Origin of the sequence: Bradyrhizobium ottawaense (assembly GCF_900099825.1) — a bacterium.
Taxonomy (GTDB): Bacteria; Pseudomonadota; Alphaproteobacteria; order Rhizobiales; family Xanthobacteraceae; genus Bradyrhizobium; species Bradyrhizobium ottawaense_A.
In genome coordinates this window covers 3,315,882-3,341,890 of sequence record NZ_LT629693.1, presented here as the reverse complement: position 1 = coordinate 3,341,890, position 26,009 = coordinate 3,315,882, and the positions used below count along the sequence as shown (strand labels likewise).

The 26,009-nt window shown below is 63.4% G+C and carries 29 protein-coding genes; 6 read left to right on the top strand and 23 right to left on the bottom strand.

What is annotated here, in order from left to right; genetic code table 11:
- Window positions 1–30: 30 nt before the first annotated feature.
- Genes BLR13_RS15715 through BLR13_RS15695 form a run of 5 tightly spaced genes read right to left on the bottom strand, consistent with a single transcriptional unit; the run spans window position 31 to window position 5,454 of the window.
- On the bottom strand, window positions 31–423 hold the full coding sequence (locus BLR13_RS15715; RefSeq protein ID WP_074822244.1) for an MAPEG family protein: 393 nt from the start codon (window positions 421–423) through the stop codon (window positions 31–33).
- 27 nt (window positions 424–450) lie between these two features.
- Window positions 451–1,536: a lipocalin-like domain-containing protein gene (locus BLR13_RS15710; protein WP_074822247.1), complete on the bottom strand. Its 1,086-nt coding sequence runs from the start codon at window positions 1,534–1,536 to the stop codon at window positions 451–453.
- Window positions 1,526–3,988 (bottom strand): ABC transporter permease, encoded by a 2,463-nt coding sequence (locus BLR13_RS15705; protein WP_074822250.1) that lies wholly within the window; start codon window positions 3,986–3,988, stop codon window positions 1,526–1,528. The genes BLR13_RS15710 and BLR13_RS15705 overlap by 11 nt, the downstream gene beginning before the upstream one ends.
- Window positions 3,985–4,650: an ABC transporter ATP-binding protein gene (locus BLR13_RS15700; RefSeq protein ID WP_074831473.1), complete on the bottom strand. Its 666-nt coding sequence runs from the start codon at window positions 4,648–4,650 to the stop codon at window positions 3,985–3,987. The genes BLR13_RS15705 and BLR13_RS15700 overlap by 4 nt, the downstream gene beginning before the upstream one ends.
- 39 nt (window positions 4,651–4,689) lie before the next feature.
- Window positions 4,690–5,454, bottom strand: a complete 765-nt coding sequence (locus tag BLR13_RS15695; protein WP_074831475.1) for a class I SAM-dependent methyltransferase — start codon at window positions 5,452–5,454, stop codon at window positions 4,690–4,692.
- A gap of 245 nt (window positions 5,455–5,699) precedes the next feature.
- Here BLR13_RS15695 and BLR13_RS15690 point away from each other — a divergent pair, with 245 nt between their 5' ends.
- A complete protein-coding gene (locus BLR13_RS15690; protein ID WP_074822253.1) occupies window positions 5,700–6,989 on the top strand; it encodes an MFS transporter in 1,290 nt (429 codons plus the stop codon).
- Window positions 6,990–7,404: 415 nt separating this feature from the next.
- Here BLR13_RS15690 and BLR13_RS15685 read toward each other — a convergent pair whose 3' ends face one another.
- On the bottom strand, window positions 7,405–7,773 hold the full coding sequence (locus BLR13_RS15685) for an antibiotic biosynthesis monooxygenase family protein (RefSeq protein WP_074822257.1): 369 nt from the start codon (window positions 7,771–7,773) through the stop codon (window positions 7,405–7,407).
- Window positions 7,774–7,871: 98 nt separating this feature from the next.
- Here BLR13_RS15685 and BLR13_RS15680 point away from each other — a divergent pair, with 98 nt between their 5' ends.
- The gene (locus BLR13_RS15680; protein ID WP_074822260.1) at window positions 7,872–8,348 is read left to right on the top strand and encodes a MarR family winged helix-turn-helix transcriptional regulator; all 477 of its coding nucleotides are present in this window, start codon (window positions 7,872–7,874) and stop codon (window positions 8,346–8,348) included.
- Between the two features lie 94 nt (window positions 8,349–8,442).
- Here BLR13_RS15680 and BLR13_RS15675 read toward each other — a convergent pair whose 3' ends face one another.
- The 3 genes from BLR13_RS15675 to BLR13_RS15665 all read right to left on the bottom strand — a co-directional run bounded on the left by BLR13_RS15675 (window position 8,443) and on the right by BLR13_RS15665 (window position 13,170).
- Window positions 8,443–9,780 carry an IS701 family transposase gene (locus tag BLR13_RS15675; RefSeq protein WP_083387700.1) on the bottom strand — a complete coding sequence of 446 codons (1,338 nt, stop codon included), beginning with the start codon at window positions 9,778–9,780 and terminating at the stop codon, window positions 8,443–8,445.
- Window positions 9,781–10,114: 334 nt separating this feature from the next.
- Window positions 10,115–11,857 carry an N-acyl-D-amino-acid deacylase family protein gene (locus BLR13_RS15670; protein ID WP_074822265.1) on the bottom strand — a complete coding sequence of 581 codons (1,743 nt, stop codon included), beginning with the start codon at window positions 11,855–11,857 and terminating at the stop codon, window positions 10,115–10,117.
- 104 nt (window positions 11,858–11,961) lie between these two features.
- Window positions 11,962–13,170 carry an MFS transporter gene (locus BLR13_RS15665; protein ID WP_074822269.1) on the bottom strand — a complete coding sequence of 403 codons (1,209 nt, stop codon included), beginning with the start codon at window positions 13,168–13,170 and terminating at the stop codon, window positions 11,962–11,964.
- A gap of 171 nt (window positions 13,171–13,341) precedes the next feature.
- Here BLR13_RS15665 and BLR13_RS15660 point away from each other — a divergent pair, with 171 nt between their 5' ends.
- Window positions 13,342–14,598 carry a hypothetical protein gene (locus BLR13_RS15660; protein ID WP_074822272.1) on the top strand — a complete coding sequence of 419 codons (1,257 nt, stop codon included), beginning with the start codon at window positions 13,342–13,344 and terminating at the stop codon, window positions 14,596–14,598.
- 189 nt (window positions 14,599–14,787) lie between these two features.
- Here BLR13_RS15660 and BLR13_RS41085 read toward each other — a convergent pair whose 3' ends face one another.
- Window positions 14,788–14,943 carry a hypothetical protein gene (locus tag BLR13_RS41085; protein WP_091976529.1) on the bottom strand — a complete coding sequence of 52 codons (156 nt, stop codon included), beginning with the start codon at window positions 14,941–14,943 and terminating at the stop codon, window positions 14,788–14,790.
- 166 nt (window positions 14,944–15,109) lie between these two features.
- Here BLR13_RS41085 and BLR13_RS15650 point away from each other — a divergent pair, with 166 nt between their 5' ends.
- Window positions 15,110–15,352: a hypothetical protein gene (locus BLR13_RS15650; protein WP_074822274.1), complete on the top strand. Its 243-nt coding sequence runs from the start codon at window positions 15,110–15,112 to the stop codon at window positions 15,350–15,352.
- 154 nt (window positions 15,353–15,506) lie between these two features.
- Here the strand turns inward: BLR13_RS15650 and BLR13_RS15645 are convergent, their stop codons facing one another.
- The 13 genes from BLR13_RS15645 to soxC all read right to left on the bottom strand — a co-directional run bounded on the left by BLR13_RS15645 (window position 15,507) and on the right by soxC (window position 24,637).
- A complete protein-coding gene (locus tag BLR13_RS15645) occupies window positions 15,507–15,788 on the bottom strand; it encodes a hypothetical protein (protein ID WP_244525185.1) in 282 nt (93 codons plus the stop codon).
- Window positions 15,789–15,793: 5 nt separating this feature from the next.
- Window positions 15,794–16,051 carry a hypothetical protein gene (locus BLR13_RS15640; RefSeq protein WP_074822276.1) on the bottom strand — a complete coding sequence of 86 codons (258 nt, stop codon included), beginning with the start codon at window positions 16,049–16,051 and terminating at the stop codon, window positions 15,794–15,796.
- A 173-nt stretch (window positions 16,052–16,224) separates the two neighbouring features.
- Window positions 16,225–17,265: an MBL fold metallo-hydrolase gene (locus BLR13_RS15635; RefSeq protein ID WP_074822281.1), complete on the bottom strand. Its 1,041-nt coding sequence runs from the start codon at window positions 17,263–17,265 to the stop codon at window positions 16,225–16,227.
- A gap of 104 nt (window positions 17,266–17,369) precedes the next feature.
- Window positions 17,370–17,813 (bottom strand): DsrE family protein, encoded by a 444-nt coding sequence (locus tag BLR13_RS15630; RefSeq protein WP_074822284.1) that lies wholly within the window; start codon window positions 17,811–17,813, stop codon window positions 17,370–17,372.
- Window positions 17,814–17,965: 152 nt separating this feature from the next.
- Window positions 17,966–18,427: a hypothetical protein gene (locus tag BLR13_RS15625; RefSeq protein WP_079586294.1), complete on the bottom strand. Its 462-nt coding sequence runs from the start codon at window positions 18,425–18,427 to the stop codon at window positions 17,966–17,968.
- Window positions 18,424–20,166, bottom strand: a complete 1,743-nt coding sequence (gene soxB / locus BLR13_RS15620) for a thiosulfohydrolase SoxB (RefSeq protein ID WP_074822286.1) — start codon at window positions 20,164–20,166, stop codon at window positions 18,424–18,426. The genes BLR13_RS15625 and soxB overlap by 4 nt, the downstream gene beginning before the upstream one ends.
- 18 nt (window positions 20,167–20,184) lie before the next feature.
- Entirely contained in the window at window positions 20,185–20,493 is a 309-nt protein-coding gene (locus BLR13_RS15615) for a hypothetical protein (RefSeq protein ID WP_074822289.1), read from the bottom strand.
- Window positions 20,490–21,353 (bottom strand): sulfur oxidation c-type cytochrome SoxA, encoded by an 864-nt coding sequence (soxA, locus tag BLR13_RS15610; protein WP_074822293.1) that lies wholly within the window; start codon window positions 21,351–21,353, stop codon window positions 20,490–20,492. Before soxA ends, BLR13_RS15615 begins: the two co-directional genes overlap by 4 nt.
- Entirely contained in the window at window positions 21,350–21,661 is a 312-nt protein-coding gene (soxZ, locus tag BLR13_RS15605) for a thiosulfate oxidation carrier complex protein SoxZ (RefSeq protein WP_074822296.1), read from the bottom strand. Before soxZ ends, soxA begins: the two co-directional genes overlap by 4 nt.
- A gap of 76 nt (window positions 21,662–21,737) precedes the next feature.
- Window positions 21,738–22,229 carry a thiosulfate oxidation carrier protein SoxY gene (gene soxY / locus BLR13_RS15600; protein WP_074822299.1) on the bottom strand — a complete coding sequence of 164 codons (492 nt, stop codon included), beginning with the start codon at window positions 22,227–22,229 and terminating at the stop codon, window positions 21,738–21,740.
- Window positions 22,230–22,272: 43 nt separating this feature from the next.
- Window positions 22,273–22,596 carry a sulfur oxidation c-type cytochrome SoxX gene (gene soxX, locus BLR13_RS15595; protein WP_074831479.1) on the bottom strand — a complete coding sequence of 108 codons (324 nt, stop codon included), beginning with the start codon at window positions 22,594–22,596 and terminating at the stop codon, window positions 22,273–22,275.
- A 63-nt stretch (window positions 22,597–22,659) separates the two neighbouring features.
- Window positions 22,660–23,289: a c-type cytochrome gene (locus BLR13_RS15590; RefSeq protein ID WP_074831481.1), complete on the bottom strand. Its 630-nt coding sequence runs from the start codon at window positions 23,287–23,289 to the stop codon at window positions 22,660–22,662.
- 52 nt (window positions 23,290–23,341) lie between these two features.
- On the bottom strand, window positions 23,342–24,637 hold the full coding sequence (gene soxC, locus BLR13_RS15585) for a sulfite dehydrogenase (RefSeq protein WP_074822302.1): 1,296 nt from the start codon (window positions 24,635–24,637) through the stop codon (window positions 23,342–23,344).
- Window positions 24,638–24,791: 154 nt separating this feature from the next.
- On the opposite strand from soxC, the gene BLR13_RS15580 reads away from it, so the two are divergent.
- Window positions 24,792–25,157, top strand: a complete 366-nt coding sequence (locus BLR13_RS15580; RefSeq protein ID WP_074822305.1) for an ArsR/SmtB family transcription factor — start codon at window positions 24,792–24,794, stop codon at window positions 25,155–25,157.
- A 63-nt stretch (window positions 25,158–25,220) separates the two neighbouring features.
- Complete coding sequence (locus BLR13_RS15575; protein ID WP_074822307.1) at window positions 25,221–25,928, top strand: DUF938 domain-containing protein; 708 nt, start codon at window positions 25,221–25,223, stop codon at window positions 25,926–25,928.
- Window positions 25,929–26,009: the final 81 nt, after the last annotated feature.

The window sequence follows — 26,009 nt, the reverse complement described above, 5'->3', positions numbered from 1 at the left end:
CGGCAACTCATGTTGAAAACGAAATGACCGTCAGGCGTGAACGATACGCCAGATGATCATGCCTGATGCGCCGACCCAGAGCGCGATGGCCGCGAATGCCTGGATCGCGAAACCACGCCCGCGCTTCGCCACTGCCTGCGCATAGCCCAGGATGTAGAGGATGCGGCCGATCACCCAGACCAGCCCCAGCACCGCAGCGATCGTGTCGCTGACATAGATCGCGAACAGCCACAGCGACGGCAGGAAGATCGGGAGCCATTCCAGCGTGTTCATCTGCGCGCGAAACACCCGCTCGAAATCGGGATTGCCCGAGATCGCGGGCAGTTTGACGCCGAACTTGCCGCGCGCCCGCGACACCAGAATCGAAGAATAGAAGTAGACCAGGATCGCCAGACACGTGACGAGCGCGGTGAAATGGTACATGGCGTAATCCCCCTGATGTGCGGGCTCTTAGTAGCCCGTCATCTCCAGATATCCCAGTCCGGTGTGGCTGCCGCCAAAATGGATCGGGCCTTCCCAATAGGGAAAGCTCGTGCCCATCCAGCTCCGTGGATTGAGCGGCGTGCAGTCGATCGCGAACGCAAGCTTGGGAATGGCGATGCGCCAAGCGGTCGGGATCTTTCGTCCCTCGATGTCAGTGAAGGCCTGCGGCGTCATGGTGATGTCGGCGGAAGCGAGTTGTTGGGTGCTGCCGTCGCGCGCGAACCATTTGCCCGAGCCGTAATGTTGGCCGTCGGTCTGGCGCATCCGGTACAGCATCAGCTTGTCGCCGGCGGCAAGATGCAGCGAGAGCCAGTCCCATCCGGACTGGTCCGCCGCCAACGGCTGGCTACTCCATTCGCGGTCGAGCCAGGCTTGCCCGGAGACGTCGGCGGGCTTGTCGTCGATGACGATGCTGCCTTTCACCTGATAATACGGCTGGCTGTAATAATACGAGGCCTGCTCGCGCAGCGATTTGCGGCTATAGCCGCCGTCGCCTTGCAGCACCAGCGGATGCTCCGCATCGAGGCGCAGCGCATAGCTGAAATCGGCGCCTGCTGCGCTGAGCTCGAGCGGCGCGATATTGTTGTCATCGATCGCATCGCGTCCGCGCATCTCCCAGGCATCGATCCAGGCGTGAAACGGACTGGCCTCGACGCCGGCCTGGCCGATGCCGCCGCGCGCAAAAGTCTGTGCATAGCGGTGGGTGTCGGCGCGGGTGACCGCGGCGTGGCCCATCCAGATCTGCTGATTGGCCCATCCCTGCTGCGGCGCGCCGGCTGCGACCGCCTGGCGAAACAGCGTCCACTGCGCGCCGTAAGCCGTCCCGCCGCTGTCGACAAGGTTGGCGGTCACGTACCACCATTCGATGCGAAACGCCGGATGTGGGCCGTGGTCGGCGGGAAACGAAAAGGCCCTGCCAGGGACCACAGCTTCGAATCCGCCAGCGCTTTCGCCGAGCCCGGCAAAGCCTTGCGCCAGCGCATTGCCGCTGAGCCCGGCGAGCAGCGCGCCGGCCGCAAAGCTGCGGCGGGTGATGGCGCCGTTACCGCTCATTGGCAAAGATCCGGATCAGGTTCGCCGGCTGCATGCGCGCCAGCCGGATGACAGGGAGCGCGGATGCGGCCAGCGCCGCCACCATCGCCACGCCGACCAGCCACAGCAATTGCAGCGGAAACACATGGAACGGCAGCCGCCAGCCGAACGCCTTGACGTTGACGACCGCAAGCAGACACCACGCCACCAGCAAGCCCAGCGGCAGCGCCAACAGCGTCGTGATCAGCGCCACCGACATCGTCTTCAAAAGCTCGATGACGGCCAATTTTCGTCGCGTGATGCCGATCGCCCATAGCGGCGCCAGTTGCGGCAGCCGCGAATTGGTCAGCGTCAGCAGGCTGGTGAGCAGTGCGATGCCGGCGACGCCGAGCGTGAAGGCATTGAGTGCGGCGGTGACGGAAAAGGTGCGGTTGAAGATCCGCGTCGATTCCGCCTTCATGGTCGCTTGATCGGCGACGTTGCGGTCATCGAGGCCGAATTTTTCCTGCAGCGCCGCGATCAGCGCCGCTATCTTCGGCCGTTCGACCCGCAGGCCTAGTCGCGTCAGCGGGATTTCCGGAAAGCGCCGTGTCAAGGCGGCAAAATTGACCGCGATCTGGCCTTTCGGATTGCCGTAGTCCGCATAGATACCGACCACCTCGAGCGGCCAGTTGCCATCAGGCGCCGGGACGTCGATGCGGTCGCCGAGGCCGATATGAAGACGCCGCGACAGTTGTTCGCTGACGAGGCCGGTATCGCCGGGGCGCAGCCTGATCCAGGCCTTGTCGGCCGCTTGCAACAGCGGCCAGTTGTCCCGGTAGGTCGGGTGATCGGGCAGGCCCAATACTTCGATCGGCGCGCCCGCGAGTTGCGTCTCGGCGCGGCCGCCGGGCAGGATGGCCTCGACCTCGGGGCGCTCGCGCAGCCACGCCTTGATCTGGATCGCCTGGGCGTCGCTGGCCGCGTTGACGTAAACATCCGCCGCCAGCCGCCCGTCGAGCCAGACCAGGAAGGTGCGGCTGAAACTTTCGACCATGGTGGCGACGCCGACATTGACGGCGAGCGCGAGCAGCAGCGCCATCAGCGCCAGCGACAGTCCCGATAGTTGCTGGCGGCTGTCGGCCCAGAACCAGATGCTGAGCGGGCCTTTGGCGTAGCGTTGACCGAACGCCAGCACGGCTTCGAGAAACATCGGCAGGATCAGCGCCGCGCCCAGCATCAGGGCTGCGAGCACCGCAAAGCCCGCGATCAGCGAATCGCCGAACCACAGCAGGCCGCCGGCGGTCGCGAACACGGCCAATGCCGCGATGCTTTGAAACACCAGCCAGCGGCGCTGCGCCTGTTGCCAGGCCTGGGGTTGCGCGGCCGCGAGCAGCGGCAGCCGCAGCGCCTTGGCGAGGCTGGCGGCCGCGGCGGCCAGCGCACCCAGGATGCTGATGGCAACGCCGGCGATCCACCATTCCGGCTTGAGCGTCAGTTGCCCCGGAATCTGTGCGCCATAGAGGCCGCGCAGGGAGGCGGCGACGTCGGGCAACAGGGAAGCCGCGATGAAATAGCCGCACACCAGTCCGACCAATCCTGCGACCAGCGCCAGCGACACCAGCTCAGTGACCAGCACCGCGTTCAGCATCCGCACCGAGACGCCGCAGGCGCGCAGGGTGCGCAGCATCGGCAGGCGCTGCTCGAAGGCGAGGCCAACAGCGGAATTCACAATGAAGAGGCCGACAAAGAACGACAGCAGCCCGAATGCCGTCAGGTTCAGATGAAAACTGTCGGTGAGGCGTTCGAGATCGCTTTCGCTGTTGGGCTCGATCAGGCGAAGCTGGTCGCCCGTGATATTTTCGAGCGGCGCACGCTTGCCTGCGGTCTTGCCGATCAGGAGGCGCGACAACTGGTACGGCATTTTCAAGAGGCTTTGCGCGACGCCGATATCGACCACCAGCACGCCGGGCACCAGTTGCGGCTGCACGCGCAGCGGCGGCAACAGCGCGCCGGCGTTGGCGTGAGGTCTTGTGCCCTCGGCGAGCTTGAGATCGGACAGCGTCTCCGGCGCCACCAGCATTTCTCCCGGCGGCGTCATGAAGGCTTGCAGGTCGGCCCTGCCGATGGCGGGCGCGCTGCCGACTTCCGCGGGCAGGGTCACGGGCTCGATGCCGAGCAGGCGGAACGAGCGTCCGTCGATCTGGATGCGGCCTTCGAGCACGGGCGATACCGGCCAGCCGGCGCGGCGCAGGTCGACGAAGAGCTTTTGCGGGAAGGTCGCGCCTGACCTGGCGACCAGCATGGCGGTGCGGCTGCCGCCGAACGTCGCGGCGGCGCGATCGTAGGAATCGCGCGCCTGCTGGTTGAGCGCCTGCACGCCGCTCCACAGCGCGGTCGCCGAGATCAATCCGATCAACAGCGTGGCGAGCTGCATCGGATGCCGCCGCCAGTGGCTCAGCAACACGGCCAGCGTCCAGAGCGCGCGCGTCATGCGATCACCGCCGCAATGATTCCCGCATGGAGGTTGACCTGACGGTCGAGCGTGGCGGCGAGCCGCGCGCTGTGGGTCACCATCAGGAAGCCGCAGCCCGAGCGCGCGACCAGATCGCGCGCCAGCGCCAGCACTTCATCGGCGGTGGCCTCGTCGAGGTTGCCGGTCGGCTCGTCGGCGAGTAGCAGCAGCGGCCTTGTCGCAAGCGCGCGGCCGATCGCGACCCGTTGCTGCTGGCCGCCGGATAGTTGTTCGGGGTAGCGCTTGAGAAAATTCGATAACCCCAGCCGCTCCACCAGTTCGCGGTGCCAGTCGGGATCGTGACGGCCGGCGATACGCGACTGGAACACGAGATTGTCTTCCACCGTCAGGCTCGGGATCAGGTTGAACTGCTGAAACACCAGGCCGAGGCGGTCGCGCCGCAATTCGGCGCGGCCGGCATCGCTGAGCTCCGACACGGAAGCATCGGCCAGCCTGATCTCGCCGCCGTCGGCGGCGTCGAGGCCGGCGATCAGGTGCAGCAGCGTGCTCTTGCCGCTGCCGGATTCGCCGGTCAGCGCGACGCTCTCGCCGGCGCGGACCGTCAAATTCACCCCGCGCAGCACGGCGATCTCTTCGCCGGCGGCGCGGTAGCTCTTGGTCAGGCCGGTGACATCAAGCACAACAGGGCTGCCGCTGGTGATGGCCACGATGGCCGCGCCTCATAGCGGCTTCTGGTATTTCAGCACGAATTCGTCGTTCGGCACCGTCGGCTGAAACACCTTGGCATCCCGCGGATCTTCGGGATGGCGCAGGAAGTCGGCTTCCGCGACCAGCTTGAAACCGGCGGCCTCGATCTCCTGCTTGAGCGTGCTCTCCTCGATCCGGTGCAGCGTCCTGGCGACGTTGATGCCGTCGCCGGCCTTGGCCGAATGGTCGGCGATGATCAGGAAGCCGCCGGGTTTCAGGGCTGCGAACATCTTCTTGTTCATGGCCGCACGATCGACCTCCATGTAGGTGATGTCGTGATAGGCGAAGAAGAACGTGATCAGGTCGAGGCCGGAAACATCTGGCGGGATCGGGTCGTCGAAATTCCTGACGACATGGACGACGTTCTTCATCGCGGGCTTCTGGGCGCGGATGTCGAACCTGTCCTTGACGAAGCGTTCGATCACGGCGGCCGAATCCTGGGCGTAAACGGTGCCCGTGGGCCCGACGGCGCGGGCCAGCAGCTCGGTGCTGTAGCCGGCGCTGGCCTCCATATCCAGAACCTTCATCCCGGTCCTGACCCCGGTGAAAGCCAGCATTTTGGCGGGCTGGCGGCGCTGGTCGGCCTGCCGGTCGGCATCGGTGCGGTCGGGGGCGGCGACGATGGCCTCATAGTCGGGCGCCTTGGCTTCCTGCGCGAAAGCGACTGACGGCGCCGATATCGTCAGTGAGACAAGCGCGCCGATGAGCAGAGTGCGCCGATAGACCGTTCCAGACATGAGCATTCCCTTTTGTTTCCGGCAACATATCAGGGCTGCGGTATCAGATCACGGCCTCAATCCGGCGACGACGGGATCGTGATCTGCGTCAGGGGGCATCGCGCGGGCAGCTTGCAGTTGCAGCGCACGCTGGCCTCTCCAAAAATCCGCAGTTGCGTTGCCGGGAAAGCCATGGCTAGCATCCGGCAAGCCCGGTTCAACCGGCCACGATAAAACAGCAAAGATATAACGGGGAGAAGCCAGCCATGACCACGCAATCGACGCCCAGCGAAACGCCGAAGGGCGCCTGGAAAATTACATTCCTGCTATTCCTGTTCATGCTGGTGAACTTCGCCGACAAGATCGTGGTAGGTCTCGGCGGTGCGCCGATCATGGACGAGTTGAAGCTGCAGCCGGAGCAGTTCGGCCTGCTCGGCTCCTCGTTCTTCTTCCTGTTCTCGATCTCGGCCATCGTCGTCGGCTTCATCGTCAATCGCGTCGCCACCCGCTGGGTGCTGCTGGCGATGGCGCTGATCTGGTCGCTGGCGCAGTTTCCGATGGTCGGCACCGTCAGCTTCACCACGCTGTTGATCTGCCGCATCATCCTCGGCGCCGGCGAGGGGCCGGCGTTTTCGGTGGCGGCGCATGCGATCTACAAATGGTTTCCCGACGAGAAGCGGACGCTGCCCACCGCCATCCTGTCGCAGGGCTCGGCGTTCGGCGTGATCCTGGCGGTGCCGGCGCTGAACTGGATCATCGTCAATCACAGTTGGCACTACGCCTTCGGCGCGCTCGGCGTGGTCGGCCTGATGTGGACGCTGGCATGGCTGGTGATGGGCAAGGAGGGCCCGCTGGTGCAGACGGCCGCGATGGCGGCGGCGGATCCCGCCATTCCCTATGGTCGGCTCCTGACCTCGCGGACGTTTCTCGGCTGTTGTGCCGCGACCTTCGGCGCCTATTGGGCGCTGTCGCTCGGTCTCACCTGGTTCACGCCGTTCATCGTCAAGGGCCTGGGCTTCTCGCAACAGGACGCGGGCTGGATTTCGGTGCTGCCCTGGGTGTTCGGCGCAACCATCGTGCTGCTGACCGGGTGGATCTCGCAGGTGATGATGGCGCGCGGCTACACCACGCGCGGTGCCCGCGGCGTGCTCGGTTCGGCGCCGCTGATCGTCGGCGGCCTGATCCTCGCCGTGCTGCCTCACGTGGCGCCCGGCGCCTTGATGATCGCGCTGCTGGTGGTCGGCTCCGGACTGTGCGGATCGATCTATGTGGTCTGCCCGCCGATGCTCGGCGAATTCACGCCGGTGCAGCAGCGCGGCGCCGTGATCGCGATCTATGGCGCGATCTACACGCTGGCGGGCATGATTGCGCCGTCGGTGATGGGCAGCGTGATCCAGCACGCGGCAACCCCTCTCGACGGCTACATGACCGGCTTCACCATCAATGCCGTGGTGCTGGTCGCGTCGGGCTTGCTCGGCCTGCTGCTGCTCTGGCCCAATACCGAACGCGCTCGGCTGGCGGCAGGCGAGGAAACGGCGCAGGCGAAGTTCGCGTGAAAAGCACGTCAAACATAACGGCGTCGTCCCCGCCTAGTGCGCAATTGCGCACGTGGAGCGGGGACCATAGCCACCGATGCCGATGCTTAACTGGAGAGGGATGAGACTAGGCCGTATACTCATCATAAATTCCAGCGGCGTGGATCACGACGGTTGATGTCGCTTCACCCCCGGAAGCGGCCTAAGAGCGGACATCCGCGAAGGTCCGAGATGTGCCAATAGCTGCCTTCCTTGCAGCGCAGCAATTTCCGGCTCTCTCACTCACTCGATGACATCGTCGGCAATAGCGAGCAGCGTCGCCCGGATGGATTATCTTTGCCACGGTTCTTCTCCCGAATTTGTAAGATCACTTCACCCGGGCATGTTGCCGGTAGTTCTAAACCACATGCGCCAAGGCCCTACCGTCGGCCTCGAACTATACGACGCAGATGTTGGGCACCGCGACCTTCTGGAACAGGTGTGGAGAAGCGACGACCGAGGAGGGATAGGTCGGCAATTTGGCTCTGAACTCCGGATGCCCGAATGCAGCCCGGTAGTGAGCGGTCGATTCCCAGACGGCATAGTTGAGATACGTCGGGCTTTCGCCAAGAGCTCGGTGAAGCTGGGTGGAGATGAAGCCAGGCTGGCGCTTCATAAAAGCAGCGTCGTCCTGCCAGATCTTGAGAAAGGTCTGCTCGTCCGCTTTATCGAGCGTGACCACATTCACCAGCACGACGGGGCCGGCCTCGATTGCGATCTGGCGTTCGATCGGGAAGGAGGGGTCAAGAGGGCGCAGCAATGACATGTAAGGCTTCCTTTTCGACTTGGTTCCATGATGTCTGTCTGGTGCGATGCAATATGTCATATTGACATCATAATGTCAATAGTGTTTTATGGTGACAGATGAAAAAGACCAAGCGAACTCCAGCCGGCGAGGCCCTGACCAATCTCATGCTCGACCTGTTCAGGCTCAGCAGCCGGCTCTTAACGGTCGGCGATCGGTTGGCGGCCGGTCTTGGGCTGACGAGCGCCCGATGGCAGATCCTCGGCGCCATCACATCCGCCGAACGTCCGCAACCGGTTGCGTGGCTTGCTCGCGACCTCGGTGCCAATCGTCAAAACGTGCAGCGGATCGTCAACGACCTGCACAAAGAGGGTCTCGTCGCGTTCGAGGTCAATCCGCATCACCGGCGAGCTCAACTCGTCACGCTGACTGAGAAAGGAAGGCGGACCTTCGAAGAAGCGATGGAATTGCAGGCGCCTTGGGTCAACGGCATCTCTGACGGACTGTCGGTCAAAGAAATAGAAACGGTGCATCGCGTGGTCACGGCGTTACGAAAAAAACTGGAGGGAGGAGATGAACCTGACGAGCGCGGCTAGCCGCCAACTACCTCGCGTTCATCCAGCTCGCGTCGATACGTCTATGGCTGCGCGTTAATGAGTCCACGGCCTAACACTACTTTGGCAGATTTATTCACGCCGCTGCTTTCCGCCGATTTGTCTTCTGCAGTGCGGGCATCGCTGAGGTCGTGGTTGAACGATGAGATCGACGATGGCTTGGCGTACGGCCGGCAGGCTCGGCTGAGGCGGTGGACCGTTGATTCTTTTTTTTCCGCCCCGCTTGTGCGAGACGGCGATGCTGGAGGAATGCGTAAGCGATCATGGTCATGAGCGCATGACGATGAAGGCCCTGCCAGGATCGTCCCTCGAAGTGATCAAGCCCGAGTTCCTCTTTCAACTGCTGATGGGCCTGTTCGCAAATCCATCGAGCTTTGATCGTGGCAGCTAACGTGCGCAGATTCATCTCGGCCGGCATATTGGCGAGATAATATTTCTTCTCCCCCGACGTCCTGTGTTCGCCGATAAGCCAGGCTTCGTCCCCCGGAAGATGCTGCTGGCCCATGTCCTTGATCCGCTGCGGAGGTCCATCAGCGGTCCGCACGCGAATCGCGGCGAAGCGAGCTTCCAGCCGGCCCTTGGTCCCGTTTCGCCAACTCACATTTTGCCACTTAGCATTGGCCAGCATGTCTTCGGCTGCCCTCGACAGGATATCGGGAATGTGCCGCTTGCGGGGACGACCTCGACTGGCAACCGGCCAGATCAATTTAACCTCCACCGGATAAACCTTCTGGTGACGAGGGATACCGACGGCCCAGGCCAGGCCGCGTGTCGTTAGCCCCTGACGGAACGGCGCGCTGAGGCCGTAACCGGCATCCGCCAGCACGCAGCCAAAGCGCATACCGGCTGCCATCACGCGATCGATCTCCGCCAAGGCGATCTCTGGCTTGGTCCGCGCTGCGCGGTGCTCGACTGGAACGCCCGCACGCTTCAAACGCACCGGATTGCTCGTCCAAATCTCCGGAACGAAGAGACGTAATGCCACCATGACCGGCACTTCCTCCCGCGCAAGCGTCAGCGACACCAATGTTTGGCAATTAGCCGTCTTGCCGAGAGACGAGGCATATTGTGGAGCGACACCAACCGAACGATCGCCCTTCTTCGGCATCGTCGTATCGTCGATGACCAGCACCGCATCTTTGCCGCCGACCAGGCGATCGGCCTGAACGAGCAATTCCGCCTCCAATGGCGCCGCATCCCAGACGCCATCAGCGATGAAATGGTGCAACTGGTCATACTCACCCGGTGCCAGCCGCGCCGCCATCGGCTGGACGCTCTTGCGATCGCCCGGTCCAATCAATCCCGAGATATAAAGCGGACACATCCGCCGCCGCGCCTTGTGACCCAAGCGATCCAGGAATGGCTTAAGCCAGCGTCCAAGCTCGTCTTCCCACTTCGGCGTCGTGTCCACCATGGTCGGCCCTCCAAAAGCCGACCACCCATGAATCATTGAAAATGTGATTCGGGAATCCAGTTTCGCCGATCAATCGCCAAAATCTGCCAAAGTAGTGCTAAGTTGGGTCGCGACGACGGACCATTTTTCCTCGCGCGCCGCGGACGCAAGCAGTACGCTCGCTGCGAGCCGGGGGCAATTCTACTTTGCATGGGGTTGTTTTCGCGATTTTGTGTCTGGACCCTCCAGAACCTCCGGATGTGCTGTGCTGGCGCTCACCGCGAATCGATGGCTCTCCGCCCCCGTGCGCAATTGCGCACCAGGCGGGGGACGCCACCTTGTGTTGGGCTGCAGCCTAACTCGCCGCGGCGCCGAACTCGCTGTAGCTGCCCTGCGCGCCGCGCACCAGTTTGCCGGGGCGGGCGCCGGTGGCGCTGCCGCCGCGTTGCGTCACCACGCCTGACACGATGGTGGCGTCGTAGCCATCGACCTGCTGCAGCAGGCGGCGGCCGCCGACCGGCAGGTCGTAATGCACTTTCGGCGGATGCAGGTGCAGCTTGTCGTAGTCGATGACGTTGACGTCGGCCTTGAAGCCCGGCGCGATCACGCCGCGATCGTAGAGCCCGACCGACAGCGCGGTCTTGCGGGCCTGCGCTGCGACCACGAACGGAATCGACAGTTTTTCACCGCGGCTGCGGTCGCGGGTCCAGTGCGTCAAGAGATAGGTCGGGAAGCTGGCGTCGCAGATGATGCCGCAATGCGCGCCGCCGTCGCTCAGTCCCGGCACCGAATGCGGATCGCGCAGCATCTCACGGGTCGCATCGAGGTTGCCGTCGGAATAATTGAGGAACGGCACATAGAGCATGCCGCGGCCTTCTTCGGTCAGCATCGCCTCATAGGCGAGTTCTTCCGGCTGCCGGCCCTGGCGGCGGGCCTGCGCGCCCAGCGTGTTTTCCGGCGGCTGTTCGTAGTCCGGCGGATTGCCGAGCAGATACATCTTGTCGTAGTTCGGCCGGAAGAACAGCGGATCGTCGGTCGCGGTGGCGTGCTCGCTCAGGATGGCCTTGCGCATCTCGGGCTGATGCAGGCGCTTCAGCCGCTCTTCCAGCGGCAGATGGGCGATCGCCTTGTAGCTCGGATGGGTCTGGAACGGGTTGCGCGACAATTCCAATCCGAGCATCAGCCCGACCGGGCGGGCCGGGATCTGCGCGGTGATATTGAGGCCGCGCGCGGAAGCGTCCTTGATGATGTCGAGCGTCTTGCGCCAGCGCTGCGGCTCCTTGTCGTTCTGCGTGATCGAGAACGTCACCGGGATTTTGGTGTTCTCCGCCACCCGCAGCATCATCGGCAGGTCTTCGTTGATGGTGGAGAGATCGAGCACGAACTGCAGCACGCTGCGGCCCTGGGCATGCATCGCGGCGGCGATCGCGGTCAGTTCATCCTCGCCGGCCTTCAGCGTCGGCGTGAAGTCGCCGGTCGAGGTGCGGTGGTTGAGGGTGCGCGAGGTCGAGAAGCCGAGCGCGCCGGCCCGCACTGCGTCGCCCGCCAATGCCGCCATCGCTCTGTTGTCTTCGGGCGTTGAGGGGTCGCGGCGCGCGCCGCGCTCGCCCATCACATAGACGCGGAGCGCGGCGTGCGGCAGTTGCGCGCCGACGTCGATGTCGAAGCTTCGCTTGGACAGCCACTCCATGTAATCCGGGAAGCTTTCCCAGGCCCAGGGAATGCCGGCGCTCAGCACCGGCTCCGGAATATCCTCGACGCCTTCCATCAGCTGGATCAGCCGTACATGATCGGCCGGACGGCACGGCGCGAAGCCGACGCCGCAATTGCCCATGATCGCGGTGGTGACGCCGTTCTGCGACGAGGGCGTGATGTCCTGGCTCCAGGCGACCTGGCCGTCGTAATGGGTGTGAACATCGACAAAGCCGGGCGTGACCAGTTTGCCCCTGGCGTCGATCTCCTCCTTGCCCTTGGCTGCGACCTTGCCGACTTCGGTGATGCGGCCGCCCGTGATGGCGACATCGGCCTCGTAGAGGTCGCCGCCCTTGCCATCGGCAATATTGCCGCCGCGGATCACGAGGTCAGGGGTCGAGGTCATGGCTTTCCATCCCAAATCTGTTTTGTTGCCGCATCATCGGGTGTCCCGGGAGGCTGTCAACCGGCCGGGATGAGGCTCAGGGATGCGTTAGCGCGTTTGAAGTCTTAAACGGTTCCCGCCGGCTTGCGGTCGGTGACCAATGCCAGCAGCACCGTCAGCACCATGAAGGCGACGGAGGCGCCGAACACCCAATGCGGCATGTTCTGGTCCATGATCCAGCCGTACAGCAGCGGGCTCAAGATGCCGCTGAAATTGAAGCCGGTGGAGACGATGCCGAAGGCGCGGCCGGCGGCGCCTTCAGGTGCGGCGTTGCGGACCAGCATGTCGCGCGACGGCGCAATGACGCCGCCGAGGAAGCCGGCCAGTCCCATCGCCGCGGTCAGCACCGCGACCGGCAGATTGACGGTTGCGATGACTGAAATGATGACGGCATTGATGCCGAAGCAGGCGGCGGCCACGCTGCCGTGGCGGCGGGTGCGGTCGGCCAGATAACCGCCGGCCAATACGCCGGCCGCGCTGGCGCCGAGAAACGCGGTCAGCGCGATATTGGCGGCGGAGAAAGTCACGCCGTAGCCGCTCATCAGCGCGACGACGCCGAAATTGCTGATGCCGGCATTCGACAGGCCGAGCAGCATGAAGAAGATCGTCAGCACGATGATCGCAGGCGTGAGGATGCTTTGCTTCGGCGCCGCCGAACCGTCGCCCTTGCGATCGGCCGAGCTGGCGTCGGGAATACCGACGGCAATCAACAGCAGCGCCACCGCAGGACCCACCGCGCCTGCCACGATCAGGGCGCCGAGGCCGCCGACGGTTGCCACCAGAGCCGCCATGATCGCGGGTGCGACTGCGCCGCCGACGAAGCCGGCAAAGGTGTGAATCGAAAACGCGCGGCCCATCCGCCTGATGTCCATATGCGCCGACAGGATCGCATAGTCCGCCGGATGATAGACGCTGTTGGCGAGGCCGAGCAGCGCGGCGCAGAGGATCAGCGACGTGTAGCTCAAGTGCATGCCGAGCAGGATCAGCGCGAGGCCGCCGACGGTGAGGCCGGCCAGCAGCACCTTGCGGGCGCCGATATGGTCGGCGAGGTAGCCGATCGGCGCCTGCGTCAGGCCCGAGACGACACCGAATACGGTCAGCGCGAAGCCGAGCTCGATATAGCCGACGCCGAGTTGCGCCTTCAGGTACGGAAACAGCATCGGCAGCACGAACAGGTGAAAATGGCTGACCCAATGCGCGATCGAAATCGCCGTCAGCGTGCGCAGCGAAGTATCCGCTTTTGATTGCTGCGGTGCGGCGAGAATATCGACCATGTCAGCTCAGAACCCCGTTTCGCTTACGGCCCGGCAAGGCGCGGTGAAAATATAGGCTGTCCGTTATTTGTCCATGAATGCCGCTGCATGGCTGCCCCGGCACCGTCCGGATGCGTCAAATGCGTCATTAAAGCCGGAGACAAGGACGGGCCGGCGCGGCCATGATCCGGCATGCCCGATGCCACCAAACCGCTCCGTGTGCTCGTCTCCGAGGGCTCCAGTACCTCAGCCCGCGAGGCCATCACGATTCTCGGCCTGTCGGGCCATCACGTCGAGGTCTGCGATCCCTCGCCCTGGTGCCTGGCGCGGTTCTCGCGCTTCGTGCGCAAATTTCACCACTGTCCCGGGCTGCGGACCGATCCTGCCGGCTATCTCGCCTTTATCGAACGGCTGATCGCGACCGGCCGTTTCGATGTGCTGCTGCCGACGCATGAGCAGGGATTTCTGTTCGCGCGGGTAAAGCCGCGTCTGGAGGGCCGCATCGGTCTGGCGCTGCCGGGCTTCGACAGTTACCGCACGGCGCACAGCAAGGCGGGCTTCAGCCGGCTGCTCGATCGACTTGCACTGCCGCAGCCGCCGACGCGGATCGTCACATCTGCGCAGGCGCTGCGCGAGGCCATCCGCTTTCCGGCAGTGGTGAAAACCTCGGTCGGCACCGCGAGCCGCGGCATCTGGTTCGTGCGCCATGCGGACGATCTCGAAGACGCGCTGCGCGATCTGGCGACGAGCGATGCATTCGCGGACGAGGTGCTGGTGCAGGACCTCGTCGCCGGCACCACCGAGAAGGCGCAGTCGGTGTTTTGCCGCGGCCGGATGCTCGGCTTTCATGGCTATCGCCAGGTCGCGCCCGGCGTCGGCGGCGGCGAGGCGATCAAGCAGAGCGTGAGCCGGCCGCAGGTGCGGGGTTATGTCGAAGCGATCGGGCAAGCGCTGGATTGGCACGGCGCGCTGTCGGTCGACTATATCATGCCGCATGACGATGCGACGCCGCTATTGATCGACTGCAATCCGCGGCTGGTCGAGCCCATGAATGCCTATCGTTCGGGTACCGATCTGGTCGGCCTGTTACTTCGCCTTTCGCTCGGCGAGACGCCGGCGCCGCTGCCAGAAAGCCGCGAGGGCGTGCGGACGCATCTGGCGATGCAGGCGCTGTTGGGATCCGCATCGCGCGGCGGAACGCGGTCTGATATCATCCGGGAATGCGGGCAGCTCGCGGCGGCGAGCGGACCTTATGCCGGCAGCCGCGAAGAACTCACGCCGGTCGGACTGGACTGGATCAGCGCCGTGCCGCTGGCAGTGACAGCGGGTTTTTTGCTGGCCTCACCCGCGTTCGCGATCAAACTCGCCCGCGGCGGCTTTGGCGCGCATCTGCTGGATGTGAGGAGTATCCGGGTGATTGAGGGGGAGGGATTTGCGGATCAAGCATGACGTCAACGGTGTCGTGCTCCCTCTCCCACTTGCGGGGGAGGGTTGGGGTGGGGTGCTTCCGCACAATTGGTGTCAGAGCTCGTGGAGAGACTTCCCCCACCCGGATCGCATCTTTCGATGCAATCCGACCTAAGAGCGAGCTTCGCTCGTCTCGACCCCGCAAGCGGGAGAGGTGATTAGGCCACTACCTCACAACGGCTCGTCGTCGTTGCCTGAGCGGTCGCGTTTCGGCGTGGCGATGTCGCCGTCCTCGTAATCATCGTCCTCGACGGGAATCCGTGGCGGCTTCTTCGGTTTATCGTCGGTTTTCTTCGGAGGTTCGCTGTTCTTGCCGGTTCCGCCCATTTAACCCCTTTTGCCGCATCAATCGGCGTTTGCCCTGCGGGTCGATTCAGAGTAACGGCATGACACCAATCTGACCGACTTTGGTGTTCATCCTAGCCCCGGTCAGAGCAAATTTCCTGCCCTTTTTGCGGCGTTAGAGCCCCAAGGGCGTTTTCACGGAGCCAGCATGAAGAAGCCCCGCATCGAGGCGGAAGAACCGCAGCCGCGTAAAATCATCCGAGCCGACAAGGCGCCAGTCAGTGGCTACTCGCTGGTGGTGGACGGTCATTTCAAGTCGCATCACGACACCGTCGAAGCCGCCGAGGAAGCCGGCATGGCCTTGAAGAACAAATTCCAGATGCTGCAGGTGCAGGTCTACGACGCCGAGACCAAGACGCGATCGATGATCGATTGGCCGGGGCCGGCGTAAACGTCAGCCCTGCTGCGGTGACCTGCGCTATGGCGTTTTCGAGCGAAAGCCCGCCCCGGGCTTGATCCGGGGTGGATAGCGGTTCGCGTCAAGAAAACGCGTCGAAACAAAAAGAGTGGAGCCCGGTTCTGATTCAATCAGAACCGGTAATGCTCTACGTGCGCCGGCCGCCGCTTTGCTGGCTTGCCAGCCAGTCCGACAGGGCCGGAGCGGGTTCGTCCGCTTTCTTCTTTTTCGGGGCCGCCTTCTTCGCCACGGCAACGCGCGGAGGCTCGGCCGCTTCGCGCGCCAGTCGCAACGCCCTCAGCTTCGCCATGTTGTCGAGCACGGCCTTGTTGGCCGAGTCGCGGTCAGCCTTCCCGGATCTTGCGTCCTGGGTGGCCCTCGTTTGCTTGTCCATGCGCGCCTGGGCGCGATCACGATCCTCTTTGCTCATGATGCTCAGCCTTTTTTCGCGGTCTTGCTTGCGACCTTGGCTTTGGTCACACGCTTGGCCTTGACCTTCGGCTCCGGCGGGTTTGCCAGATCGGCGGCTTCCCTGGCCAGACGCAGCGCGCGCAACTGTTCGGTCCGTTTCCGGATCGCAATGTCGGCGGCCGCTATTTCGGCCATCGCCTTGATGCCTTCGACCTCCTGGCTGCGCTTGCGGTGCAGCCGAATTTCCTTCATTTCGGCGGGACTCTTGGGCTCATCGTTCATCTTATACCTCTGAAATCACGACCGATATCGTCGAACGATCTGGGTGACTGTTACCACGGATCGCAGCGTCTAGGGCGTTATTTTAGGCTCCAAAAGCCGCGTTATTGCGCGGATTTGGCCATCATAGTGAAGGGGCGGCCCGCCGGGCGCCGGTCACTTCGCTCGAAAACGCTCTACCCGTGAACCACCGGGCCGCCGGCCTTCTTCCACGCGTCGATGCCGCCCTCGATGTGGGCGGTGTTGGCTAGTCCCGCGCTCCTGGCGGCGGCAACGGCCATCGCCGAGCGCTCGCCGAACGCGCAGAAGAACACCACGCGGCGTCCGGTCGCGGCCGCGACTTCGCGCAGCATGCCGCCCGGCCGCAGGCTTTCGCAGATTCCGGGGTAGGGCGCATGCAGCGCGCCCGCCAACATGCCGTGCTTGGCGCGCTCGTTGTTCTCGCGCAAATCGACCAGCAGGATATCGGGCCGGCCGAAGCCCTCGATGGCATCGCGCGCGCTAAGTGCCAGTCCCTGTTTGGCGAGGTCCTCCTGGTGCAGACCGACATGCATGTTGGCCGGCAGCACCACGTCCATCAATTTCGGATTCGGCAGATTGAGATTGCCCATCAGCTCGACATATTCGTCGATCGAGCGCACCTGCAGGCGCGGGTTGTAGCGCTTTTCCTCGCCGATGGTGGAAACCGTATCGCCCTTGTAGTCATGGGCGGGGAATACCATGGTCTCGTCGGGCAGTTTCAACAGCCGGTTGAAGATCGAATCATATTGCGATCGCGCGCTGCCGTTCTGGAAATCGGTGCGGCCGGTGCCGCGGATCAACAGCGTATCGCCGGTGAAGACGCGGTCGCCCATCAAATAGCTGTAGGAATCGTCGGTGTGGCCGGGCGTGTACATGACATCGAGGCTCAGCCCCTCGATCATCACCTTGTCGCCGTCAGCGACCCGCATCGACACCACGTCGGCCTTGCTCTGCTCGCCCATGATGGTGATGCACTGGGTGCGGTCGCGGAGTTCGCCGAGGCCGGTGACGTGATCGGCGTGCAGGTGGGTATCGACCGCCTTCACCAGCCGCAGATCCAGCTCCTGCAGCAATTTGCAGTAGCGATCGGCCTTTTCCAGCACGGGATCGAGGATCAGCGCCTCGCCGCCGGACCGGCTGGCGAGCAGATAGCTGTAGGTGCCCGAGACGCTGTCGAAGAGCTGACGAAAGATCATGGCCACTGCCGGATGTTGATTCCGGAGCATGATATTCTATCAGGGCGGCGTACTCAAACGATCCCTTCTCCTGGGAACAGCCGGATTTGGGGCGGCGGAGACCCTCAGGGCCGGACGTAGCTCCAGCCCTGCTCCTGCAATTCCATCAAATGGACGACGCCTGACGGCACGATGGTGGCATCGGGGACAATGGGAATCTCGTGGCCTTCGGCCTTTTCCATGCCCTGCTTGGTGTTGTTGCAGGCCGAGAACTGGATCTTGCCGGGAAATACCATGTCCTTCAGCCGCTTGATGCGGTCCTGCACCGGGGACGTATCCGACCGCAGCATGTGCAGGCCGGGACCGTAGGTGACGATATCGATGTCGACGTCCTCGTTTTTGGCCCGGTAATATTCGATGACGTTGGTGGCGTTGTTCAGCGCCAGATTCATCACCTGCGGATCGTTCTGGTCGACCTGGATCGCGATGCGATGCGGCTTGGCATCGGCGGCAATGGCCCCGGCGGCAAACGCGATCGAGAGCAAGGCGGCGGCTATAAAGCGGTACATTACAAATTCTCCAAAATGGAATGCATATCTATCCCCGTCATTGCGAGCCAACGGGTCGCGCGAATGCGCGCCCGATGCAGGCTCCGCGAAGCAATCCATTCTTTCTTTGTGCGGCGAGGTGGATTGCTTCGCTTCGCTCGCAATGACGACCGTCACGGCCGGACCAGTGTGTAGCCGTTTTCGGTCAGCAACAGAATCTGGGCGACGCCGACCTGCACCGGCGTGGCGGCGGCAATGTAGTCCGGACGCTTGCCGGTTTCGCGCTCCAGCGTATCGACGGTGTTGAGGCAGATATCGACCCGCGCCCCCTGCGCGACCAGGCTTTCAACCAGCTTGCGGTTGGGATTTTCCGGGCGCAGCAGCTCGATGCCCGGGCCGAACGCCACGATCTCGACCGCCACCTTGTCGGGGTCGTAGAACTTCATCAGGTTGTTGGCGACGCTGATCACCATGCTTTGCTTGCGCGGGTCATTGTCCGAGAGCTGCAGCACGACCTTGTGCTCGGCGAACGGCTTGTCCTGCAGCGGCGCCTGCTGGGCGCGCGCAGGCGGTGCCGACGTCGCGATCAACAGCGCCGCGGCCAGCATGCCAAGGATGGTCGAAAGGCCCTTCATTGCTGTGCCGTTATGCCCGGGTTGCCGTCGACGCCCTTCAGGGTGACACCCGGCGCGTCCCGGTTGGGTGGCTTGCCCGATCTGAGATGGCTGGCGACCACGTCCCAGACCGGCGTGCCCTTCTGTTCGTTGACCGAGGCCCATCCCGCCACCTTGTAGCTCTTGCCGGCCTCCAGCGTGCGGCCGCCGTTGAGCTTCAGTTCGGAAATCCGCTTGCCCACGGTCTCCGAAGGCGTGCAGGCATAGGACAGGCCGCCGACGCGGACCATGTCGCCGCCCTGCTGGTAATAGGGATCGGGGTTGAAGAGATTGTCGCAGACGTCTTCGAGCACGTCCTTGATCTGGGCGCCGGTCATGGTCGCGACATAGGTCTCGGGATAGGTGATGGCGGTCTGCGCCAGCACGTCTTCCATTGTCAGCGGCTGGCCGGCCAGCGCCGTCGTGCCCCAGCGGAAACCCGGCGACAGCGCGATCTCGGCGTGGAGTTCGCCGCGCAGCGCATCGCAGATCAGTTGATCCATGGTGCCGCTGAAATTGCCGCGGCGGTAGAGCAGGCGGTCGGCGGCGGCGATCTTGTCGCCCCACGCGGCGGCGTGTGGTTCGCGGGCTTTCTCGATCAGCGCCTGCATCGCCGGATCGGGCTTCAGCAGTTCCGAAAACACCGGCAGCAGCCGGTACCGCACATTGGCGACCTTGCCCTTGGCGATGTCGAGATCGAGCACGGCAAGATATTTGCCGTTCGATCCGGCATTGGTGACGAGCGTGACGCCGCCGGCATTGGCCACGGTGATCGGCTGCGGCACCGCGTCATGGGTGTGTCCGCCGAGGATGACGTCGATGCCGGTGACGCGGCTGGCGAGCTTGAGGTCGACATCCATGCCGTTATGCGACAGCAGGATCACCGCATCGACCTTGTCGTTGTTGCGATGGCCGTCGACGAGCTTCTGCAGCTCCTCGTCGCGGATGCCGAACTTCCAGTCCGGCGTGAAACGCTTGGGATGGGCGATCGGCACGTACGGGAACGCCTGCCCGATCACGGCCACCCGATGACCGCCGATGTCCTTGATGACCGACGGCTTGAAGACGCGGCCGGAAGCCGGATCGAACGCCTTGGCGTCGTTGAAGGCGGCCTCCTCGGTGAGGAAGACGTTCTGCGCCAGGAACTCGCCCTTGAAGCGCTCGAGATTGTCGCGCAGCACCTGCTCGCCATAGGTGAATTCCCAATGGCCGGTCATCGCCTCGATGCCGAGCAGGTTGGCGGCATCCACCATGTCGGCGCCCTGCATGGCATTGGCAAGCCCGGTGCCCTGCCAGAGATCGCCGCCGTCGAGCAGCAGCGAGCGCCCGGCGCCGACATCGCTGCGCAACCGGTCGATCAGCGTCTTCAGATGCGCGAAGCCGCCGAGCTTGCCGAACCGTCCGGCGCCCTTCTCGAATTCGATGGAGGTGAAGGCATAGGCATCGGCGCTATCGGGGCGGATGCCAAAGCGATCGAGAAAGGCCTTGCCGACCAGATGCGGCGGATTGCCCTGCATGGAGCCGATGCCGATATTGACGCTCGGCTCGCGGAAATAGACCGGCTTGAGCTGCGCATGGGTATCGGTCATGTGCAGGATGCGCGCATTGCCGAAGCGGTCGAGATCGTAGGCGCTGTCGGCGCTGCGGGCGAGCCGCGGCAGGCTGCCTGCGAGCGTTGCAGCGCCCGCTAGCGTCAGGAAATCCCGGCGGCGGATGGTCATGCGTCTCTCCGCGCGCGCTTAGCGTATTTCCAGGTCTTTCCAGCGGGTCTTCTCGCTGGTGGCCTGGAAGCTCGAGGCCTTGGCGAGCGCCTCGGCTTCCTTCGCCGCTGCAATGGCCTTGTCGAAGTCGCCGGCGTCGGCCGACTTCTTCGCGGCCGCCAGCGTCGCCGCTGTCGTGGTCCACTGGTTGCGCAAGGCCGCGGCCTCTTTGTTGGCGGCTTCGGCTGCGGCGTAAGCCGCCTTGAAGTCGTCCTCGCTGGCGGCGAGCGCGCACACCGAGCCTGCGAGCAGAAGCATCGAAGCCAGTACCGGCTTAAGCATGTTCATGGCCGCGCTCCCGGACCCGAAATCGGCAGCCCGTTGCTGACATAGGACAGATAATATTCGACGTTGCGATACTCATCGTCCTGCGGACTGAGCGGAACGCCGCGGATCTGGCTGTTGCAGGTGGTGAAGCGCCGGCTGGTGGTGCCCATGCCGCTCCATTCCGAACGGTAGATCGGCATCGCGTTGAGAATGCCGAGCGCGGGCGCCAGCACTTCGGCGCGGATGCGCTCGCCCGGGCTCTGCACATGGCAGGTGGCGCAGGAGAAATTGAGCTGGCCGCGGCGGGTGTAGAAGTATTCCTTGCCCTTCTCGTAGGCTTCGAGCGCGCGCGGATCGCTGGGTATCTTGATGTCCATCGGCTTGCCGCGCGAGGTGAAGGCCATGTAGGCGGTCAGCGCCGCCATTTCGTCCTTCACGTAGGAGAACGCCGGCTCGCCGTTGGCCTCGCGGCAGCGGTTCAGCGCCAGCTCCAGCGTGATGACCTTGCCTTCCTTTTCGTCGAAGGTGGGATAGTTCTGGCGGATGCCGATGCCCTTGTTCGGGAAGCAGTCCTCATAGCTCTTGCCGTTCTTGAACGGCTTCGTGAACATCTCCTTGCCCATTTCGAGCGAGAACTCGTAGGGCGGAAACTGTTCCTTCTCTTCCCATTGCTTGTGCAGGTCCTCGTTCATCGAATACGGACCGTTGACGAAGTCTTCCAGCTTCAACTTGGGAAACTTGTCGGTGAAGAATTTCTTGAACGCCTTGGCATCGGCGATCGGATCGACCGTGTCGGCGGCCGTCGCGTACGGCATTGCGAACGCCAGCGCGGCGAGCGCGAGCGCGGCGGAAGCGAAATGGATCGCGGATCGCGGCTTCATTGAATCTTCGCCGTGGTGGTGTCGGTCGCGCCCTTGTTGTCGATCCAGCTGATCTTCAGGTCGTCGCCCTTCTTGCCGCCCTTGAAGGCGAACTTGACGTAGGGGTCCTTGGAGACGCCGCCGCCCCAGTTGGCCGCGAAGACGTTCTTGCCGTCATATTCGAAGGTGAGCTGCTGGATGAAATGCGGCGAAATGATCTCGCCCTTGGCGTCCTTGACGAAGCCCGAGTCCATGGGGTGTTGGATCAGCGCCTGCACCTCGGTGATGTCGCCGTTCGAAGTTGCGCGCACGCGAATGGTCGATGGCATTTTTTATTCCCCTGGCTTTACAGTTTGCGCATGATCTGGTCGGAAAACCGGTTCCCACTTTTCCGGGTCATGCGCGTTAGCCGCCGCAGCCGCCGACGGTGACCTTGACCTCTTTGGTGGTGCTGTAGACCTTGCCGCCGGCTTCGACGACGACGATGACGTTGCTAGTCTTCGCCATCTTGATGCGATTGGCGACGCTGGGCATCGTGCCTGCGGGAATCTTGTAGGACGCCACCAGCACGACCGGATTTTCGCTGACCAGGAACGAGATCGAGGTCACGTCGGGAAGCGTTGTCGTCACCGATACCGGCACCACGGCGCCGTTCTCGGCGATCTCGGGCGCATCGAGCTTGACCTTGTCGGAAGCCTCCGCGGTCTTGCCGTAGAGCGCCTTGATCGCATCGGCCTCGCTTTTGGCCTTGAAGGCCTCTTCCGGATATTTGTCGTTAGCGGCGGCGAACGCGCCACTCACGAACGGGATATTGCCAAGGCCGAGCAGTGCGACCGCACCGATGCCTTGCAGGATCAGCCGCCGCGGGGCTGAAAACCGTGTGTCAGTCCTGTCCATCGAAAATCTCCTCGCGCGTGCGCTCGCGCGCCACGGCTTTGCGTCACAGCGTCTGCAGGAAATCCACCACCGCGTTGATCTCCTGCTCGGTCAGAATCCGGTTTCGTCCGAACGGAGGCATCACGGTCAGCGGATTGCGTAGGGTTTCGTCGGTCAGAATGGCGACGAGATCGGCGCGATTGGGATATTTGCTCTTGATGTCGACCAGTTCCGGCGCGATCGAGCCGGGCAGGTCGCCGCCCTTGATGACATGGCAGGTCAGGCAGTTGCCCTTGCTGCGGTCGAAAGCGATCTTCTGGCCTTCGGCGGCCGCGGACTGCGCATGGGCAGGATTTGCGAATGCCACGATACCAGCCAGCAACAGCAGGACGAGCGCCGGACTAGTGACAGGCTTCGTTGAAAGGCGCTTGGTCAATGGCGTTCCCGTTTTCTACTTTGACTGCATGGTATCGAGCGGTCCCGTCGTGCGCGGCGTCAATTGCTTGCCTTCGGCCGTGGACACAATCCTTGTTTCCGCAGGATCGTTGCAGGCGTTCATGCATGGCTTGGCCATCGTATCAGGTCTTGGATCGGTCCAGATGAAACTTTCGCGATTGGGCATTTTGACTGTGGGCACACTGGTCCGGTCGGCAACGAATTCATTCGGAACGATGTCGTTCAGGTTCAGAATATAGGCTGTCAAAGCATAAACGTCATCGGCTGACAATGTGTGCGGCGCGGGCATCGGCATGGCGCGGTTAATGTAATCCCATAAGGTCGGCGCAAACGGCCAGTAGCTGCCGACCGTCGGCTCGGGCCGTTCCCCCCTGAGCGTTCCCTTGCCGCCGACCAGTTTGGGAAAGCGGCCTTCGCCTTCGCCGAAGGTTCCATGGCAGGCGGCGCACTGCTCGGCATATACATCCGCGCCCCGTTCAACAGTGCCGCTGCCGGCGGGCAGACCAACGCCATCGTCTCCGCGCACGTCGATATTCCATCCGGCGATCAGTTCGGGCGTGGCTTTGTTGCCATAACCAAAGTGTCCGGGCTCTGCTGCGCCTGCGAAGGTGCCGGCGGCCAGCATCAGGCCCAAGACTAGGCCAAAGTTCAGGCCAAAGCCGAGCAGCATGGAATGTTCACGCGAGCTGAACATCAAATACGCTCCCGTCAGGCTTGATCTGCCAGGTCTGGATCGAATTGTTGTGATAGACCGAATTCGTTCCACGCTGCGTCCGCAGTTGCGCAATGGTCGGTTGCACGTAGCCGGTTTCGTCGATCGCCCGCGATTCCAGCAGCGCGGGCTGGCCGTCCCATTGCCAGGGTAGCGTGAATTTTGTCAGCGCCTTCGACAGTACCGGTTCATGCAGCCGTGCGGTCTGCCAGTTGACGCCGCCGTCGGTCGAGACGTCGACACGTTTGACCTTGCCATTGCCGGTCCACGCCAATCCCCTGATCTCATAGAGGCCCGGGCCCGTGAGCGGCTTTTCCGGACAGGGGAATGTGATCACCGACTTGGCGTCGATCAGCCAGGTGAACCCGCGTGAGGTGCCGTCCGGCATCAGGTCGGTATATTTCGAGGTTTCTTCGCGGGAAAACCAGGGCCTGTCGCCGAGCTTGATCCGTCGCAGCCACTTGATGTTGACGTTGCCTTCCCAGCCCGGCACCACCAGCCGCAATGGGTAACCCTGTTCCGGCCGCAGTGCCTCGCCATTTTGTGCGTAGACCACAAGGCAATCGTCGAGACATTTGTCGAGCGTCAGGCTGCGGTTCATGTGCGCGCCGTCGGCGCCCTCGACCATCGCCCATTTCGCTTCCTTCCTGACCCCGACCTCGTCGAGCAGGGTCGATAGCCTCACGCCGGTCCATTCCGCGCAACTGATCATGCCATGATTGAACTGCAGCGAGTTGACCTGCGCGGCGCGCCATTCCATGCCGCCATTGGCCGGGCATTCGATGAAATGGATGCGCGACGTTGATGGAAAGCGCACGATGTCCTTCATGGTGAGGACCAGCGGACGCTCGACCAGGCCATGGATCATCAATCGGTGCTGGTCGGGATCGATGTCTGGCCGTCCAGCATGATAGCGTTCGAAAAACAGGCCATTGGGAGTGATGATGCCGTGCAGGTCCTGCAGCGGTGAAAAGCTGACGGAAGATTCGGCCCCGGCGGTCAGCCACGGAACGTTGCGCCTGATGACGCCGGCCTCGGTGTCGGCGGGCCTGCCATAGGGCCGATCGACCACGCCTGCGCCGAGCGATTGCGACCAGGGTGCATCCGCAGGCGGGGAGGCGGGCGCGGCATTGGCTGGCTTCGCGCCGATCGCGAGGCTGCCGGTCAATGCGGCGCCGAGCCCCAGAAAGGAGCGTCGTCCGAGCGGCGTGCCGGCAACGTTCGACGATAGAGATATGCTGCGCCAGGAGCTGGGCCGCATGTTTCCTTCTCCCCGCGGCCATGTAGCCGCATGATTTGTTGCTTTTTTTCAGACCTATCGGCATTCACTAATTTAGTCAATGCTAAACAATCATGGGCGCGGTAAACTGCTCCAGGTGCCTTGGTCGGCGCCGGTACCGATTGGAAATGAAGCAATGCGAGCCGCCGCGGCAAAAGCCACGAAGACACCCCCGAGAACCGGCGCCGACGACGCGGCGTCACTGAAGAAACTGGCGAAGCAGGCCGGTGAGGCCGCGCAACTTCTCAAATTGCTGGGTCACGAGAAGCGTTTGCTGGTGCTTTGCTTTCTGGCAGCGCGTGGCGAGATGACCGTCGGTGAACTCGTCGGCGTCGCCAAGCTCAGCCAGTCGGCTCTGTCGCAGCACCTTGCAAAATTGCGCGCCGACGGTCTGGTCGAATTCCGGCGGGCCTCGCAGACGCTACACTACCGCGTTGTCGACCGGAATGCCTTGCGCGTTCTGCAATTGCTGAAGGAAATCTATTGCGGGGATCTGAAGTGACGCACCGCCGCCGGCGGCGACTTTGGTTGCTGCCATCGTCCGCCGATACGGTATAAGACTGCCATGGCGGAATATGTCGTTGAGTTCGGCAAGGATGGCCGGCCGGTCGAGCCCGACGGACGGCTGGATGCGGCGGCGTTCCACCGCAACCACGAGCCGATCTGGGCGGTGTTGCGGAAATTCCTCGCCGGCAAATCCGGCGATGTGCTGGAGGCCGGCAGCGGCACCGGCCAGCACGTGGTCCATTTTGCAAAGCAAACTCCCGACCTCACCTGGTGGCCGAGCGATACCAACGAGCGCCATCTGAGCAGCATCGCGGCGTGGCGTGACCATGCCGGCCTTCCCAACATCCGTCCGCCGCTCACGATCGACCTTTCCGATCCCGCTTGGTGCGCGGCGATGCAGGACGGCAGCGGCCCCGGCGAACTGCTGGCGGTGTTCTGCGCCAACGTCGTTCACATCGCGCCGTGGCGCGTGGCTGAGGGGCTGTTTGCCGGTGCTGCGCGATACCTGCGGCTGGACGGGCGGCTATTTCTCTACGGGCCGTTCAAGCGTGACGGCAAGCACACCGCGCTCAGCAATGCCGTGTTCGACACCAGCCTGCGCGAGCGCGATGCCGAATGGGGTGTGCGCGACATCGGAGATATCAGGTCATTGGCCGATGGCGTTGGCCTCGCTCTGGTCGAAACCGTGGAAATGCCCGCCAACAACCTGATTCTGGCCTTCGCGCGATCGACAAAGGGCGACGCGGGGGCGATCACCAAGGGGTGACGCTGCGATCACCAGGGGTGACGCGGCGATCACCAAGAGGTGACGCGGCGATCACCTAAGGGTGACGCCGGTGCATAGCGC